Origin of the sequence: Variovorax flavidus, from assembly GCF_030317145.1 — a bacterium.
Taxonomy (GTDB): Bacteria; Pseudomonadota; Gammaproteobacteria; order Burkholderiales; family Burkholderiaceae_C; genus Variovorax; species Variovorax flavidus.
The window spans coordinates 616,368-632,604 of sequence record NZ_JASZYE010000002.1 but is presented as its reverse complement, the minus strand read 5'-3'; the positions used below and the strand labels follow the sequence as shown (position 1 = coordinate 632,604).

Sequence of the window (16,237 nt, the reverse complement as noted above, 5' to 3'; positions counted from 1 at the left end):
CTCTTCGCGTTGACTATAAGACAACAGCACTACAGATGTGAAAGTTTCACATCTCCTTTTTCCCAAGGGGAGTGCGATGTCCAGACCCACGAAGCGAACTGAGGAAACGGCGAGTCGCAGAGGGAGGGCCGCGGTCCTCGACTTTCGACAGAGATGCGCGGCGCAGCGCATGTCGCTGCCTCCTCACGCCATGAGCGCACGCAAGGCATGGGTTGCCGCAATGCGCGCGAGGGAGGCGATGCAGTCGCGCATCGTCGGCGCGTTCGGGCGCGGCATCACGGGCGTCGGACCCGGGCCGACGGAACTCGACCTGCTGCTGTTTGCAAAACTCGCCGTCGCCGAGCGGCGATTGAAGCGTGGCGTTGGCCGTGCCAAGGTGCTGTGGCCTTGCGTCGGCGCTCCGGCCCCGTCGAATGGCGCAGCCCCCCCGGATCGGGGAGAGCGCGCATGAACGCCGCCGCCCTCCCCCTTGGCGAGCCTGCGGGCACGCCGCGAGCCGTCGCATTCGGAAGTCTTGTCGATCTCGCGAGGCTGCAAGTGGGCACGCCGTCCGCCGAGATCTGCGACGCATGCAACACCATCAACATCGGGTCGGCCCGCTACTGCAAATGCTGCTCGCACAAGCTGCCGGCGTTCTATGCGGCCACCAAGGACAACACGAAGGGCTCGAGCGTGCGTGACGCGGTGTTTCCGTGGCACTCGCTGGGCATGCCGGACCGGGCGTCCATGATGGACTTCGCGGCCTTCGCGGTGGTGATCAACCTGCTCGTGGTGATCACCGCGTCGATACCGATTCCGTGAGCCTCCGGGCCTCGCTCCAGCGCCATGACGAAATTCTGCGAGTCCTGCCACACTGCCAACAGGGATCGCGCCAGGTACTGCCGGGGATGCGCGGGCAGGTTCACGGGGATTCGCACGGCAGCCAATGTCTCCGCGGGGTCCGTGCCTGAAGGAAGGCCTCAGCGGGTTTCGCGAGTGCCCCGGGTCGCAATGCCCGTGCCGATGATGGCACCCGCGCGCATGCCGGCGGCGATGGCGAACGATCTGTTCGTCGTGTCGCGCAGCACCGAGAAGCGGGAACCGGCCAGGAGGCCTGTTCTCCCCGGCGGCCTCGACGTGCCGGTCGTGCTGTTGCTGATGGTGGTCTTCCTGCTGATCGCCGCGTTCGTCTTCTGGTACTGGAACCGCACAGTGGAGCGCAGCGTGGCCCCGCCCCGGGAGGCGGCAGCGATCCATTGGCAGGCGCCCGGATTGCAGGATGCGCCGGTCGCGGTCGCACCGGTCGTCGAGCAGAAGATCGAGCCGATCGCGCCGCCGCAGGAGCCTCGGCCTGAAGCACAGGCCGTCGCGCCCGTTCCAGTCGAGCAGCCGCAGGAGCAGCCGCAGGTCGTCGCGTCGGAAGAACGAGCCCCCGAAGCGCCACAGACTTCGGATGCACCCCAAGCTGCGGAGTCCATCGTTACGGACGCGCCGGTTGTTCAGGAGCCGTCGGGGCAAGCGCTGGCAACGCCGCAGCGGGCTCGCGCGAGCGCGCCGCCGGCCGACAGGCGCGCGACGAGGACCATGGTCGCGTCGCGCACCGCCACGGGCGTTCGCCAGAAGGCACTGGCGCCGGCGCCGGTGGTCAGCGATGTTCAGCGTTCGATCCGAACGGAACTGCCACGCATCGACAGCCCTGCGCCGGTGACGCGCACGGCCGCGCCGATTCAAGCCGGCACGGCTCGCATCGCGGGCAGCACGTCACGCTGCGATCGCTACAACCCCTTCGGCGAAGTCATCTGCGTGACCCCTCCGGCGCCGGGGACGCAAGGGGCGGCTTCTTCTTCCGTCGCGGCGGTCCCGGGCACATCGTCGGGCCAACCCGCGACTGGGATTTCGGCGTCCAAGGGCGCGAGCCCGTTCGGCGGTTTCGCGATCGCCAATAGCCCGGCCGATCCGGGCGGGAGCGGCACCGGTGCAGGCAGTGGAGCCGGTGGTGGGTCCGGCGCAAGTGGTGGAGTTGGTGGTGCGGGTGCTAGCGGTGGTGCTGCTGGTGCTGGTGCTGGTGCTGGTGCTGGCGGTGCTGGTGGCGGCGGTGCGGGCGGTGGTGCGGGCGGTGGTGCCGGTGGTGGTGCCGGTGGCGGCGGCGGTGCGGGCGGTGGTGCGGGCGGTGGTGCCGGCGGTGGTGCCGGCGGTGGTGGCGGCGGCGGCGGCGGCGGCGGTGCCGGTGCTGGTGCTGGTGCTGGTGCTGGTGCGGGCGGTGGTGCCGGTGCAGGCGGTGGTGCCGGTGCAGGCGGTGGTGGACCTGGCGGCGGCGGACCGGGCGGTGGCGGACCGGGCGGTGGCGGACCCGGCGGTGGTGGACCGGGCGGTGGCGGACCCGGCGGTGGTGGACCCGGCGGTGGTGGACCGGGCGGTGGTGGACCGGGCGGTGGTGGACCGGGCGGTGGTGGACCGGGCGGTGGCGGGCCCGGCGGTGGTGGACCGGGCGGTGGTGGACCGGGCGGCGGTGGACCCGGCGGCGGTGGCGGCCCTGGCCGCTGATGGACGCCGGGTCGTCTCCAGCAATCGAAACGCGCCGCAATCGCCCCGCCCGTAGGACCCGTCCGTCTCCGCCTTCAGTCCCCCGCTGAACGCCCTGCGCCATCGCTTGCGCGATATTCCTTTCACGGTCTCGGCAAAACCCTTGTGGTACTCCGAAGCCGCGAGGGCCCTCCGGAAGAACGACAGTCTCCGGAGGGCCCTTCGTTTTGTCGGGTCGTACGTTGTCGCGGCGCGGCGTCGGTTGTCGACGCTCCAGCCACACACCGGGTGAAGCCGGTTCGCGTCATATCGATGTCATGGGGGCTACCTATCGTCGCCGCTCCTATTGGCCTTCGATCTATCCATGCGCAACACAACAACAATCAAGACTCTTCTCTCGGTCCTCTTCAGCGCCCTGGCATTGACTGCCTGCGGCGGTGGCGGCTCGGACAATTCGGCCGCGCTCGCGGCCCTCTCCGCTGCCGGCAGAACCAGCCCGACCCAGGGCGCGACGGCACCCCAGGCAGGCAGCGGCAACACCGACCCGGCGCCCACCGATGGCGGCGAGGCGCCGGCCGACACGACGCCGTCCGTCCTGGTGATCGCTCATCGCGGCTCGACGGGCTACCTGCCCGAACACACCTTCGGCGGCTATGAACTGGCGGTCAAACTGGGCGCCGACTACATCGAGCCGGATCTCCAGTTCACGCAGGACGGCGAGCTGGTCGCCATGCACGACGACACGCTCAATCGCACCACCAACGTGGCGACCCTCTTCGCGGCCCGCAACGGCGGCTACAAGGTTTCCGACTTCACGCTCGCCGAGATCAAGACCTTGACCGTCGTACCGACCGGAACCGCCGCCACCACGTACCCGGGCTTCACGCCTTCGAGTGCCGACCCCTATCGCGTGCCCACCTTCCAGGAGGTGATCACGCTGGCCAAGTCGCTCAGCACCACCGCCAAGCGCAAGGTCGGCATCTACCCGGAAGCCAAGCAGTCCGACGTCGCGATGGAGGACAAGATCCTGTCGACGCTGGTGGCGAACGGCTACGGCGCGGCGTCGAGCAAGGTCTTCATCCAGTCGTTCAGCGACACGACCATCAGCAGCCTGCACACCAAGCAGCTGGCACAGAAGACCGAAATGCCCCTGATCCTGCTGGGCGTGGCACTCACGGATCCGGACGGCACCGCGAAATTCAAGGTCATCAGCGGGTCGCTGGGCACGCTCACGCTGGCGCAGGTCAAGGCCTTCGCCGACGGCATCGCACCCGCCATCAACTACGACAGCTACGGCTATCCCATCACCAAGGACTTCATCACCCAGGCTCACGCTGCCGGGTTGAAGGTCCATGGCTGGACCTTCGCGAAGGCAGACGCCACCGCAGCAGCAGCCGAGTACAAGAAGTATCTCGACATGGGCATGGACGGCATGTTCAGCAACTACGCGGACCTGGCAGTGGCGTCACGCGACGCCTTCCTCAAGGCCGGCGCGACGCAATAGCAGCTGCCGGCCGGCATCGCGCCCCCGGACAGCCCCGTCAGTTCTTTTCCGCGAGCTGCGCAAGGACGGCGGGGTTTTCCAGCGTCGAGGTGTCCTGCGTGATCGCCTCGTCCCTGGCGAGCGATCGCAGCAGGCGCCGCATGATCTTTCCGCTGCGCGTCTTGGGCAGGTTGTCGCCGAAGCGGATCTCTTTCGGCTTGGCGATCGGCCCGATCTCGCGGCCGACCCAGTTGCGCAGTTCCGTGGCGATCTTCTTCGCCTCGTCGCCCGTCGGCCGTGCACGCTTCAGCACGACGAAGGCGCAGATCGCCTCGCCCGTCGTGTCGTCCGGGCGGCCGACCACGGCGGCCTCGGCCACCAGGTCGGTGCAGGCGACCAGCGCCGACTCGATCTCCATCGTGCCCATGCGGTGGCCCGACACGTTCAGCACGTCGTCGATGCGGCCTGTGATGGTGAAGTAGCGGGTCTCGGCGTCGCGGATCGCGCCGTCGCCCGCGAGGTAGTAGCCCTTGAGCTCCGGCGGGAAGTAGCTGCTCCTGAAGCGCTCGGCCTCGCCCCAGATGGTGCGGATCATGCTGGGCCATGGCTTCTTCACCACCAGGATGCCGCCCTGCCCGTGGGGCACGTCGTTGCCGGTCTCGTCGACGATGGCCGCCGCGATGCCCGGGAAAGGCAGCGTGCACGACCCGGGCACCAGAGGCGTCGCGCCGGGCAGCGGCGTGATCATGTGGCCGCCGGTCTCGGTCTGCCAGAAGGTGTCGACGATCGGGCAGCGGCCGCCGCCCACATGCCGGTGATACCACTCCCACGCTGCGGGGTTGATCGGCTCGCCCACGGAGCCGAGGATGCGCAGGCTCGACAGGTCGTAGCGCGCCGGATGCACGGCTGCGTCGCCCTCGGCCAGCTTGATCAGCGAGCGGATCGCGGTGGGCGCCGTGTAGAACACGCTGACCTGGTGGTCCTGGATCATCTGCCAGAAGCGCCCCGCATCCGGATAGCTCGGCACGCCTTCGAACACCACCTCCGTCGCGCCCAGCGCCAGCGGGCCATAGGCGATGTAGGTGTGGCCCGTGACCCAGCCGATGTCGGCCGTGCACCAGAAGACGTCGTCGTCCTTCAGGTCGAAGGTCCACTTCGTCGTGAGCGCGGCATGCAGCAGGTAGCCGCCCGTGGAGTGCTGCACACCCTTGGGCTTGCCGGTCGACCCCGAGGTGTAGAGCAGGAAGAGCGGATGCTCGGCGCCCACCCATTCGGGCTCGCAGACTTCCGGCTGGCCCTCCGTCTCCTCGTGCATCCAGTGGTCGCGCGACGGTTGCCAGTCGATCGGGCCGCCGGTCCGGCGATAGACGATGACATCCTTCACCGACTCGCAGCCGCCGAGCGCGATGGCGTCGTCGACGATGGCCTTGAGCGGCAGGTGCTTGCCGCCGCGCGCCTGCTCGTCGGCCGTGATCACCATCACCGCCCCGGCGCCTTCGATGCGATCCCGAAGGCTCTGCGCCGAAAAGCCGCCGAACACCACCGAGTGGGTGGCGCCGATGCGCGCGCAGGCCTGCATCGCGACCACGCCCTCGACGCTCATCGCCATGTAGATGACCACGCGGTCGCCCTTCCTGACGCCGCGCGCCTTCAGCGCATTGGCCAGCCGGCAGGTGCGCGCCAGCAGGTCGCTGTAGGTAACGCGGGTGACCTGGCCGTCGTCGGCCTCGAACACGATCGCGACCTTGTTGCCCAGCCCGCGCTCGACGTTGCGGTCCAGGCAGTTGTACGAGACGTTCAGCGTGCCGTCCTCGAACCACTTGAAGAAGGGTGCGTTGCTGTCGTCGAGCGAGCGCGTGAAGGGTGTCTTCCAGGTCACGAACTCGCGCGCCAGGCGGGCCCAGTAGCCGGCGTAGTCGGCCTCCGCCTCGGCCACCAGTGCGTCGTAGGCGGCCATGCCGTTGACGTGGGGGTCCTCCGCTTCGGCTTCAGGCGCGGGGCGGGCGATGGCTTCGACGTTGCTCATGGTCTGGGTCCTTGGTTTCGGTTCAATGAAGGGTGAAGGGGAAATCTCAGTCATCCGAATGCGTTCGCAGCCAGCTTGCGATGGCAGCGGCGCTCCGGAAGTCGTCGCAGGCGCGTGCGGGAATGGCCGGGTAGCGCTGGTTCCACATGCGCGTGAGCGCCTGTCCGGGCCCGAGTTCGAGCACGCAACGCACCTGGCGCGCGGCAATGTTTTCCATGCACTCGTCCCAGCGCACGGTCTGCGCGATCTGGGCCGCGAGCGCCGCTCTTGCGGCGTTGGCATCGCGGATGCGATCGCCTGCGTTGCTGAACAGCAGGATGCGCGGAGACTCGAAAGGCAAGTCCGCCAGCGCTTGCGCAAAGCGTTCCGCCGCCTCGCGCATCCATGGCGTGTGGGATGCGACGTTGATCTTCAGGCGGGTGCATTGACCGCCCTCCTCCGCGGCCATGCGTTGCGCCTGCTCCAACGCGGCCGTCGGACCGCCGAGCACGACGCTCTCGATGCCGTTGCGGATGGCAAGGGCCAGGCCGGTGTCGGCGCGCACCTGTTCCAGCGCGGCTTCCGCGAGGCCGTTGATGGCGAGCAGGCCGCCCGGCACCTGCGCGGCGCTCTTGTCCATGGCTGCAGCGCGCTGAGGTGCCAGCGCTGTCGCGGTCGCGCTGTCAAACACGCCTGCCGCACTGAACGCCGCGAGTTCGCCCACGCTGTAGCCCGCCACCGCCGTGGGAGACGGGACCATCGGCGAAAGCTGGCGCCATGCTGCCAGCGCGAGGCCCGTCAATAGCGTCTGCGCGTTGGCGTTGTGGGCGGCCCATGCGGGGTCTTGGAGGCTGCGTCGCCAATCGTCCACGCCGAGGCGCGCACGCATCTCGGCCACGCCCTCGTCTTCGGCGAGCCAGGGCATCATGGCCGCGTGCTGCGTGCCCTGGCCGGAGAAGATCAGCGCGAAGCTCATGCGGTCGCACCCATGCGCACGACACAGCACGCCGCAGCGAGCGTGTCCGCGGCGCCGCCGGGCGACAGCCGCCGGGCGACGAAGTCATCGGCCATCGCCCGGGCCTGCGCGAGCGCACCGGCCCTGGCAGCGCCTCCGTCGTCGATGAACCGTCGTGCAGCGGCTTGCGCATGGCGCAACCCGGCCAGGCCGCCGCGATGCACGAGATTGCTGTCGTCGAGGACGGCCATCACGTGGAACAAGGTGTCGAGCCGTGCGAGCTGTGGCGACAGGCCGCTTGCCAGCCCTCTCGCCAACGTCGGCACCGCGACCTCGAACAGCACCGGAAAGCCCAATGCCGCTTCTTCCGACGCGCCGCGCAAACCCAGCCGCCGCGTGGCGATGCCGCCGGGCAGCGTCGGCACCCGCAGGCTGCGTGCGGTCAACGCAGCGCCCCAATGCGTGCGCAATGCTTCGCACAGTTGCGCCGGTTGCATCGTGCCATCGCGTTCGCGCACCACGGCGCCGGCTGCCGCACACAGCAGGCCGAGCATGAAGATCGCGCCGCGATGCGTGTTGACGCCCTGGGTCGCGGCCAGCATGCGTGCTTCGGCAGCGATGCCGCAGCGCTCCAGTTCGCCAAAGGCCGCGCCCGCATGCCCCGCCTCGGCGATCCGTACGAAGTAGCCGCGCAACGCGAACAGGCTTCGCATGAAGGTGTGTGCGTCCATGTCGTCGTGACTGCCGTTGTCGAGCGGAGTGACCAACCCGGGCTTGGGTGCCAGCGCCAGTTCGTCGTGCAACGCCAGAGTCGCGGCGCGGCCGATCGCTGCGGGCGTGAGCGGCGCTTCGCGCCTGAGCGGAAAGGCGGCCGCGTTCATGCTGCAAGCGCCGCAAGGGACGTGGCGTCGCGCCACAGCACCGCGCCCGTCAGCCGCTTGACCATCACGGCGCGCGTGCGAGCCGCGCGCCAGTCGGACCATTCGCGCCACGCGACTGCGGCGCCGTCGGGGAACATGAGTTCCCCGTCCAGGCGCGGTCGGGCCATCGCATGAAGGCCCAGTTGATGCGCGACGCCATCCGCATGCGCGGCGTCTTCGACCTGCACGCACACATCCAGGTCGGAATCGGCCCGAACGTGATCCAGACCGCTGAGCACTTGCCAGCCGTAGCTGCCATGGACACGCGCACTTGCGCCGCGGGCCTTCAGGCCATCCTGCAGATCGCAAACTGAGGTTCGGGCCGCTGCCGGCAGCAAGGGCAGCACTTCGGCCAGTCCGGGAAAATCTTCGAAGCACAGCAGTGCGCTGCGCGAAACGTGCACCGCAATGCGCCGCCGCTCCCAGCGAGTCGGCGCGGGCAAGCCAAGGGCGATCAGGTCGCCCGCCTCGGGCGATTGCCGCGTCACGACCAGCGGCAATCCGTGCTCTGCCCAATGCGCCAGACAGCCGCGCGCCGGCGCGTCCCATGGCCGGGCCAGCACGGTGGCCCAGCCCTCGCGGGTCAGGCGGACCAGCCGATGCCTGCGAAGCGCTTCCATGATGCCGGCCCTTGCTGTCATGCCGCGGCCAGCACGCGCTGCACCACCGATGCCGCGAGCTTGCGCCCGCCGCGCTCGGCACCGTCTTGCGCGCGCGTGTCCTCGACGGGCGTGTTCGCCAGCGCATCGCGCAGTGCTGCGGCCAGGTCGCCCTCCCACAAGGCGCGAACGCCGCCCATCGCCACGTAGTTGCCCACGCCCGGCGCAAACACCGGATTCGATTGCGACAAGGCCGTGAGCACTTCTTCCGACAGCTTGGTCACCCGCGCCATCGCCGGAATGCGCATCACGCGGATCTCGGCTTCGGGCAAGGCATAGCAGCCATCCGCGATCAGCCCCGAGGTGATGAAGCCACCCGACAAGGCCTGGTCGTACACCAGCCCGATCACCGGATGGCCGCGCCGCCGCGCCAGGTCGATGGACATGCCCAGATGCGCCATCGCGCGATTGATGCCCAGGGTTTCGTCACGCCGGCGCAACTGCTGGCCCTGCGTGTCGATCAACAGCAGGATGGGCCGGCCCGGATGCTGCGCGATCGTGTCGAGGATCACGCGGGCCTGCGCCAGCGCCAATGCGACGCCGATCGGTGCGTGATGGGTAGTCCCGACGACCGTGAGGGGCTGGCCTTCGAACATCACGTCGCCTTGCAGGAAGTCGCCTGCTGCGCGCATGCCGTGATAGGAGCCGAAGAGCCGCGTGACGAGTTGGTTCCAGTTCATGTTCGTTCGCCTTGTCATGCCGTGCGCAATGCGCGCACCGCGTCCACGTCCAGTTCGGGCACGCGCTCGGCCTTCTTGATGCCGAGTTCGCGCCACAGCCACGTCGCCGCATCGGCGCCGTCCGTTTCCAGCGGAAGCAGATGCAGGCGCGTTTCGAGCAGCGCGTGCTCCGCTTCCAGCGATTCGAGCGTGACCGGCCGCGACCGTCCGATCGCGGCGATCGCCGCTGTGCGGAAGGCCTGCACGTCGTCCTCGACGAGCGCATCGCAATCCCCGGTCAGCCATCGATGCTTGCCGCCGCTAGTGCGCCACACGAGTGCCCGGTCGCGCGAGTCGTATTCCTCCACGCCGTGTGAGGCTTCGATGACCTCGGGCCCCGACATCGCGAGCCGTCCGACATCGCTCATCACGATGAAGTCGGCGCAGCGGGCGACGATGCCCATGCCGCCGAAGCAGCCGTTCGCGCCGCCGATGAGCACCACCACCGGGATGCCGGCGGCGCGCACGTCGAGCACCGCGCGCATCACTTCGGACACCGCGATCAATCCGGCGTTGGCTTCGTGCAGGCGCACGCCGCCGGACTCCGCCAGCAGCACCACGGCCTCGGGCCGGTCGCGCAAGGCCCGCTGGAGCAGGCCGACCAGCTTGGCGCCATGCACCTCGCCGACGCCGCCGCCCATGAAGGCACCTTCCTGCGCGGCGACGAAGACCTCATGCCCGTCGAGCTTCGCGCGGCCGATGGCCACGCCGTCGTCGAAGGCCGAGGGCACGCCCAGTTGCGCCAGGTGCGGACTCGTCAGCCGCTCGGATGGCGGAATCCATTCGTGAAAGCTGCCCGCATCAAGCAGCAAGGCGAGGCGCTCGCGCGCAGAGCATTCGGCGAAGCTGATCATGCGGAGACTCCTTCGGGCTGTGGGGGAAGTTCGGCCACGGCCTGGTCCAGCCGCAGGCTCACCACCGCGGGCGTGGCGCCCATGTCGTTGATCGAGACGCGCACGCCGCCGATCGGATGGCGCGCGAAGAAGTCGTCGGCCACCGCCTGCCAGATCGGGCCGAAGCCACGTGCAGAGGTCTCGACACGCAACGCGCAGTCATCGCCGGCGGCGGCTTCGAGCATCACTTCGAGATTGCCCGAGCCCACCACGCCTACGAGCACCGGTGCGAAGTTGCCGACACGGCGGCCACCTGAAAAGGAGAAGTCCAGGGTTTCGATCCCCACGGGAATGTCGCTCATGTTGGTTTGCCTCTTTACCAGTTGCGGAAGCGCTTGGGCGGCTGGTAGAGCCCGCCGGATGCGCGCACGAGGTCGCGCATGCTGCGCGCGGCGAGCAGGTTGCGCGTGGCGTCGCGCGGGTCGATGCCGAGGTCATGCGGACGGCGGATCACGCCGCGGTCGCGCAGGTTCTCCACCGCACGCTTGTCGCGCCCGAGCCCCACCGCCGTGTAGCCGGCCACGCCGCGGATCGCCTGCTCGCGCTCGGCATCGCTGCGGCACAGCAGCAGGTTGGCGATGCCTTCCTCGGTGAGGATGTGCGTCACGTCGTCGCCGTAGATCATGATCGGCGGCAGCTCCATGCCGGCCTGCTCCTGCAGCGTCCACGCATCGAGCCTGTCGACGAAGGCCGGCTGCATGTGCTCGCGGAAGGTCTCGACCATCTGCACCACCAGCTTCTGTCCTCTCGGCGTGCCGGCGGCGCCGCTGCGTCCGGCGCGTGCCTCGCGGCCGGCCTTCAGCCACGCGGGACTGGAGTGGCGCCGGCCCCGCGCGTCGGCCCCCATGTTGGGCGCCCCGCCGAAGCCGGCGATGCGGCCCAGCGTCGCGGTCGAGCTGTTGCCGTCGAGGTCCATCTGCAAGGTCGAGCCAATGAACAGGTCGCAGGCGTAATGTCCTGCGGCCTGGCAGAAGGCGCGGTTGCTTCGCAGGCTGCCATCGGGGCCGGTGAAGAACACGTCGGATCGCGCACGGATGTAGTCCTCCATGCCCAGCTCCGAGCCGAAGGAGTGCACCGACTCGACCCATCCCGCCTCGATCGCCGGGATCAGCGCCGGGTGCGGATTCAGCGCCCAGTGCTTCGCGATCTTTCCCTTGAGGCCCAGCGATTCGCCGTAGGTCGGCAGCAGCAGCTCGATGGCCGCCGTGTCGAAGCCGATGCCGTGGTTCAGGCGCTGCACGCCGTACTCGCCGTAGATGCCCTTGATCGCCATCATGGCCATCAGCACCTGGATCTCGCTGATCTGCGCGGGGTCGCGCGTGAACAGCGGCTCGATGAAGTTCGGGCGCGGCGCCTTCACCACGTAGCTGACCCAGTCGGCCGGGATGTCGATGCGCGGCAACGTGGTCGTGCTGCCGTCGACCAGCTCGTTGACCTGCGCGATGACGATGCCGCCCGAGAACGCCGTCGCCTCCACGATGGCCGGCGTGTCCTCGGTGTTGGGGCCGGTGTAGAGGTTGCCCTCGGCATCGGCCGCCTGCGCCGCCACCAGCGCCACCTTGGGCGTGAGATCGACGAAATAGCGTGCGAACAGTTCGAGGTAGGTGTGGATCGCGCCGATCTCGATGCGCCCTGCCTGCACCAGCTTGGCCAGCCGCGCGCCCTGCGGCCCTGAGAAGCTGAAGTCGAGGCGAGAGGCGATGCCGTTCTCGAAGATGTCCAGGTGCTCCGGCAGCGCCAGCACCGACTGCACCATGTGCAGGCCATGCACACGCTGCGGGTCGAGCCCCACCAGTGCCTTCGCCAGGAAGTCGGCCTGCTTCTGGTTGTTGCCTTCGAGGCAGACGCGGTCGCCGGGTTCGAGCACCGCTTCGAGCAGCGAGGCGATGGCTTCGGTGGCCACCACCTTGCCTGCGCGCTTCGTGCCGAGCGCCTGCGAGACCCTCGCCAGCCGCGCCGAGCGGTTGGCGGTCTTGGTGTTCCAGTTCATGCGGTCCATCGTGATGTCCTCAATGCACCATGGCCTTGACGGCGAAGAACAGCAGCGACGGGCCCAGCAGGCAACCGAGGCCGGTGTGGAAGGTCGCGACCAGTGCGCCGTAGGGCACCAGCTTGCGATCGGTGGCGGCCAGGCCCGCCGACACACCGCTCACCGTGCCGGCCAGGCCGCCGAACACCATCGCGGAGCGCGGCGTCTTCAGCGCAAGGAACTTCGCCGCGATCGGCGTGCCGACCATCACGATGATCGCCTTCACCAGCCCGGTGGCGATGCTCAGCGCCATCACGTCGGGGCTGGCGCCGATGGCCGCGCCGGTGACCGGGCCGACGATGTAGGTCACCGCACCGGCGCCGATGGTCGTCATGCTCACCGCGTCCGAGTAGCCGAAGCTCCAGGCCATGGCGGCGCCGACGATGAAAGGCAGCACCGTGCCCAGCAGCAGTGCAACGACGCCGATCAACCCCGCCTTGCGTGCCTCGGTCGCCTGCACCTCGAAGGCGGTGGCGACGATGGCGAAGTCGCGCAGCATCGCGCCGCCCATCAGGCCGATGCCGCCGAAGAGCGACATGTCGGCCAGGCCCTTGTGGCCGCCGGTCTGCGTGCCGCCCCAGTAGGCGAGCCCCAGGCCGATCACGATGGCAATCGCCGAACCATGCACGCGGCCGAAGGTCAGCCGGCGAGAGATCTGCCCCGACACGAGAACAACGAAGCCGACGATGGCGAAGGCGGTGACGAGGCCGTTGTAGGCCGCGGCTTTTTCAAGGATTTCGAGCATGGCGTTCACTCCGCTTCGGCAAGCAAGGGGTTGTCGTGCAGCATCGGAGCCGGCTCGGGCTCGTGCTCCGGGCGCTCGGTGCGATTGATCACCGAGATGACGACGGCGCAGACAGCCACGGCTCCGAGCGCCGACAGCAGCGCCACGGGGCCGCCGCGCAGGGCCGACACCATGTCCTGCTGCGCCGCCATGGCGACGACGACCGGGATGTACATCGCGCCCCAGTACTCCACGCCCAGCTCGGTGAGCTTGGGCAGCATGTTCTTCTTCTGCATGTAGATGCGGGCGAAGATCAGCAGCAGCATCGCGATGCCGACGCCACCCACGTTGGTCTTGACGCCCAGTGCCTGCCCGAGCAGGTCGCCGATGAAGATGCCGAGCAGATGGCAGATGGCCAGCAGCGCGGTGCCGTAGATGATCATGGGTGGGTCTCCTGTGTTCGGCCCGTGCGACTGCGCGGTCCGGAGGAACAAACAACGACGTTCCCTGGAGACGAAAGGTATCGGGGGCCCCCGATGCGATCAATTAACCACCCGCGCGCCAGAACGCGCGGAGTGAAACGATCGAGGGTTAACCCTCAACGGCCGAGAAGGGCTCGCCTGCGGTCAAGCCAGCTCTGCGCGCGCCATCCGGCACACGGCCAGCAGCGCGAGCAGGTTCGGGTCGCGCTCGCGCGTGCGCAGGAAGCTGACGCCGATCTTCTGGCGCATGAGATAGCGCTTCTGCAGCGGAATCAACTGCACGCGCTGCGGCATCACGCCGCGCACGCGGCCCGGCAGCAGGGTGTAGCCGATGCCGCCGCTCACGAGGTTCATCAGCGAGAAGATGTCGCCCGTCTCCATCACCACGTTGGGCGTGAAGCCGGCGATGCGAAACGAGTCCTGGAAGCCGGTGTAGGTCACGAAGCCTTCGCCCAGGCTCACGAAGCGCTCGTTGGCGCAGGCGCCGAGGTCGACCTCCTGCATCTCGCCGTAAGGCGAGCCCGTCGGCGCGGCAAAGAAGATGTCGTCCTCGAACAGCAGTTCCGATTCCACATCGGCCGCGCCTTCGGGCCGGCCGAGCAGCGCCGCGTCGATCACGCCATCGCGCAGCCGCTGGAGCAGGTCCGCATTGGAGCCGAGCACCAGTTCCACGTGCAGTTCGGGCTTGCGCACCTTCATGCCCATCACGATCGTCGGCACGGTGTGGCTCGTCAGCGAATAGAGCGATCCGATGCGGATGCGGTCGGCCGAATAGCCGGCCACCTCGCGCGTGGCACGGATGCCGTCGGACATGGTGCGCAACACGTCGCGCGCCGTTTCGGCCAGCGAGCGTGCGGCATCGGTGGGATGCAGGTTGCGGCCCTCGTGGCGGAACAGTGCGCATCGCATGCCCGTCTCGAGCGAGTGAAGTGCACGATGCACGCTCACGGTGCTGATGTCGAGGCGCTCCGCGGCCCGCGCGAGATTGCCCGTCTCCATGAAGGCCAGGAGTATCTCGAGCTTGCGAAAGGTAATGTCCTCGTCGATGCGGATGAGCATGGCGAATCGTCGCTGAAGGGCTCATCGTAGTGCCAATTGCCGGATCGGGCGCATGGCCTGTCGCGCCTTGTAGGACACATTCGAACATGTTGTAGGCGAAGGGCGCGCGGCCCACTTTGTGGCACCGATATTGCGACTTCCAATCGCGAGGAAACATCGCGAAGCACTCATCGTCGTTGCAATTCTTGCGTTCAGACATCGGACTTCTGTCATGTTGTGCGTTGTAGGATGAACGCGAACAGAGGCCCGCACCGATGGTGTGCACCTTTGAAGCCATAAGAACGGAAGGAGACACCCAAGCCCGATCACGGTCGGTTACATCGCTCGTCCACCCAAAGCTCCGGAGAACGTCTGATGCTGTCTGGCTCTGCAACTGGCTTCCGCGAAACTCCGTTGTCAGCATTGGGAAAATTCAATCCCGTGCTGGATGTGGCCTTGAGGTTGGGTGACCTGGCCGTTCTCGTGATCAGCGGCATGCTGGCCTTCGCACTGCGCTTCGGCTCGTTCGAACTGGGCACCGACTATGTGCATGCTCTGAGTCGGGGCGTGCTGTTTGCAGTGATCGTCCTCAACGGCAGTTCGCTGTACCGGCGCTGGCGCAGCCGCCCGCTCGCATCGGAGTTCGTCAAGCTCGCAACGCTGTGGCTGCTCATGTTCTGCGTCATGGCGGTGTATGCACTGGCCATGAGAGATGGCCACGAGACATCCCGCTTGTGGTGGGGCGGCTGGCTCGGGCTCGGCATCAGCGGCGCGATGCTTCTGCGCGTGGTGGTGCGCGCCATCGCGCGCTGGACCAGCGCGCAGGGGATCGACAAGCGCATCTCGGTGGTGGTCGGCGCCAATCCCGATGCGCAACGGCTGGTCGATGCCATCCGCCGCGACGATTCGTGCGGCATCGAAGTCGGCGGCTGGTTCGCCACGCATGCGGACCGCAGCGAATTGACCGGCTCGCCGATGCTCGGCGGAATCGACAAGCTCGGCCGCTATGTCGAGTCCCGGGGTGTCGACCTGGTCTGGCTGGCATTGCCCATGCGCGACCAGGCACGGATTTCCTACGCACTCAGCCAGCTCAAGCACTCCACCGCGGACGTGAAGCTGGTGCCCGACCTGTTCGGCCTCCACCTTTTGAACCACTCGGTGGAGGAAATCGCCGGCCTGCCGGTCATCACGCTGCAACAGACGCCATTGCAGGGCGCGGCGCGCCTGATCAAGTCCGCCGAGGACGTGATGCTGTCGGCGCTGATCCTCGTGCTGATATCGCCCTTGATGCTCGCGATCTCCATTGCGGTCAAGCTCAGTTCGCCGGGACCCGTCTTCTATCGGCAAGAACGTGTGAGCTGGAACAACAAAACGTTCTGGATGTACAAGTTCAGGTCGATGCCGGTGGACGCCGAGAAGACGAGCGGCGCGGTCTGGGCCAAGCCGGGCGAATCCCGATCCACGCGCGTCGGCGCCTTCCTGCGCAAGACGAGCTTCGACGAACTGCCGCAGTTCATCAACGTCCTGTTCGGCGACATGTCCATCGTCGGGCCGCGGCCCGAGAGGCCGGTCTTCGTGGAGCAGTTCAAGCACCAGATCCCCGACTACATGAAGAAGCACATGGTCAAGGCGGGCATCACAGGATGGGCCCAGGTCAACGGCTGGAGAGGCTCCACCGACCTGTCCAAGCGCATCGAGTACGACATCTACTACATCGAGAACTGGTCCCTCAAGTTCGACTTGCAGATCATCGCCTTGACGCTGGTCAAGGGCTTCGTCAACAAGAACGCCTACTGACATCGCCATGCTGCATCGAACGAAGGGTCTC

17 protein-coding genes are annotated in these 16,237 nt (G+C 67.9%); 5 read left to right on the top strand and 12 right to left on the bottom strand.

Annotated features, from left to right (window positions below; translation table 11 throughout):
- Positions 1-169 precede the first annotated feature (169 nt).
- Complete coding sequence (locus QTH90_RS13645; protein WP_286665080.1) at positions 170-451, top strand: hypothetical protein; 282 nt, start codon at positions 170-172, stop codon at positions 449-451.
- Entirely contained in the window at positions 448-801 is a 354-nt protein-coding gene (locus QTH90_RS13640; RefSeq protein ID WP_286665079.1) for a hypothetical protein, read from the top strand. The genes QTH90_RS13645 and QTH90_RS13640 overlap by 4 nt, the downstream gene beginning before the upstream one ends.
- Before the next feature lie 158 nt (positions 802-959).
- Here QTH90_RS13640 and QTH90_RS13635 read toward each other — a convergent pair whose 3' ends face one another.
- Positions 960-1,457, bottom strand: a complete 498-nt coding sequence (locus tag QTH90_RS13635) for a hypothetical protein (protein WP_286665078.1) — start codon at positions 1,455-1,457, stop codon at positions 960-962.
- 497 nt (positions 1,458-1,954) lie between these two features.
- Here QTH90_RS13635 and QTH90_RS13630 point away from each other — a divergent pair, with 497 nt between their 5' ends.
- Both QTH90_RS13630 and QTH90_RS13625 read left to right on the top strand, forming a co-directional pair.
- Positions 1,955-2,578, top strand: a complete 624-nt coding sequence (locus QTH90_RS13630; RefSeq protein WP_286665077.1) for a hypothetical protein — start codon at positions 1,955-1,957, stop codon at positions 2,576-2,578.
- Positions 2,579-2,866: 288 nt separating this feature from the next.
- A complete protein-coding gene (locus tag QTH90_RS13625; RefSeq protein WP_286665076.1) occupies positions 2,867-4,006 on the top strand; it encodes a glycerophosphodiester phosphodiesterase family protein in 1,140 nt (379 codons plus the stop codon).
- A 37-nt stretch (positions 4,007-4,043) separates the two neighbouring features.
- Here QTH90_RS13625 and acs read toward each other — a convergent pair whose 3' ends face one another.
- From acs to QTH90_RS13570, 11 genes are all read right to left on the bottom strand, one after another.
- Positions 4,044-6,011, bottom strand: a complete 1,968-nt coding sequence (gene acs / locus QTH90_RS13620; protein ID WP_286665075.1) for an acetate--CoA ligase — start codon at positions 6,009-6,011, stop codon at positions 4,044-4,046.
- Between the two features lie 46 nt (positions 6,012-6,057).
- A complete protein-coding gene (locus QTH90_RS13615) occupies positions 6,058-6,966 on the bottom strand; it encodes an ACP S-malonyltransferase (RefSeq protein ID WP_286665074.1) in 909 nt (302 codons plus the stop codon).
- Positions 6,963-7,826 (bottom strand): triphosphoribosyl-dephospho-CoA synthase, encoded by an 864-nt coding sequence (locus tag QTH90_RS13610; RefSeq protein WP_286665073.1) that lies wholly within the window; start codon positions 7,824-7,826, stop codon positions 6,963-6,965. Before QTH90_RS13610 ends, QTH90_RS13615 begins: the two co-directional genes overlap by 4 nt.
- On the bottom strand, positions 7,823-8,506 hold the full coding sequence (gene mdcG, locus QTH90_RS13605) for a malonate decarboxylase holo-[acyl-carrier-protein] synthase (RefSeq protein WP_286665072.1): 684 nt from the start codon (positions 8,504-8,506) through the stop codon (positions 7,823-7,825). Before mdcG ends, QTH90_RS13610 begins: the two co-directional genes overlap by 4 nt.
- The gene (locus tag QTH90_RS13600; RefSeq protein WP_286665071.1) at positions 8,503-9,204 is read right to left on the bottom strand and encodes a biotin-independent malonate decarboxylase subunit gamma; all 702 of its coding nucleotides are present in this window, start codon (positions 9,202-9,204) and stop codon (positions 8,503-8,505) included. The genes mdcG and QTH90_RS13600 overlap by 4 nt, the downstream gene beginning before the upstream one ends.
- Positions 9,205-9,218: 14 nt before the next feature.
- Positions 9,219-10,097, bottom strand: coding sequence for a biotin-independent malonate decarboxylase subunit beta (locus tag QTH90_RS13595; RefSeq protein WP_286665070.1), 879 nt, complete (start codon positions 10,095-10,097; stop codon positions 9,219-9,221).
- Positions 10,094-10,438 carry a malonate decarboxylase acyl carrier protein gene (gene mdcC / locus QTH90_RS13590; RefSeq protein WP_286665069.1) on the bottom strand — a complete coding sequence of 115 codons (345 nt, stop codon included), beginning with the start codon at positions 10,436-10,438 and terminating at the stop codon, positions 10,094-10,096. The genes QTH90_RS13595 and mdcC overlap by 4 nt, the downstream gene beginning before the upstream one ends.
- A 14-nt stretch (positions 10,439-10,452) precedes the next feature.
- A complete protein-coding gene (gene mdcA / locus QTH90_RS13585; RefSeq protein WP_286665068.1) occupies positions 10,453-12,135 on the bottom strand; it encodes a malonate decarboxylase subunit alpha in 1,683 nt (560 codons plus the stop codon).
- A 10-nt stretch (positions 12,136-12,145) separates the two neighbouring features.
- Positions 12,146-12,910 carry a malonate transporter subunit MadM gene (gene madM / locus QTH90_RS13580; RefSeq protein WP_286665067.1) on the bottom strand — a complete coding sequence of 255 codons (765 nt, stop codon included), beginning with the start codon at positions 12,908-12,910 and terminating at the stop codon, positions 12,146-12,148.
- Between the two features lie 5 nt (positions 12,911-12,915).
- Positions 12,916-13,332: a malonate transporter subunit MadL gene (gene madL / locus QTH90_RS13575; RefSeq protein WP_286665066.1), complete on the bottom strand. Its 417-nt coding sequence runs from the start codon at positions 13,330-13,332 to the stop codon at positions 12,916-12,918.
- Positions 13,333-13,515: 183 nt separating this feature from the next.
- Positions 13,516-14,430: a LysR family transcriptional regulator gene (locus QTH90_RS13570; protein ID WP_286665065.1), complete on the bottom strand. Its 915-nt coding sequence runs from the start codon at positions 14,428-14,430 to the stop codon at positions 13,516-13,518.
- A gap of 435 nt (positions 14,431-14,865) precedes the next feature.
- Between QTH90_RS13570 and QTH90_RS13565 the strand changes: the two genes are divergently transcribed.
- Positions 14,866-16,206: an undecaprenyl-phosphate glucose phosphotransferase gene (locus tag QTH90_RS13565; protein ID WP_286665064.1), complete on the top strand. Its 1,341-nt coding sequence runs from the start codon at positions 14,866-14,868 to the stop codon at positions 16,204-16,206.
- Positions 16,207-16,237: the final 31 nt, after the last annotated feature.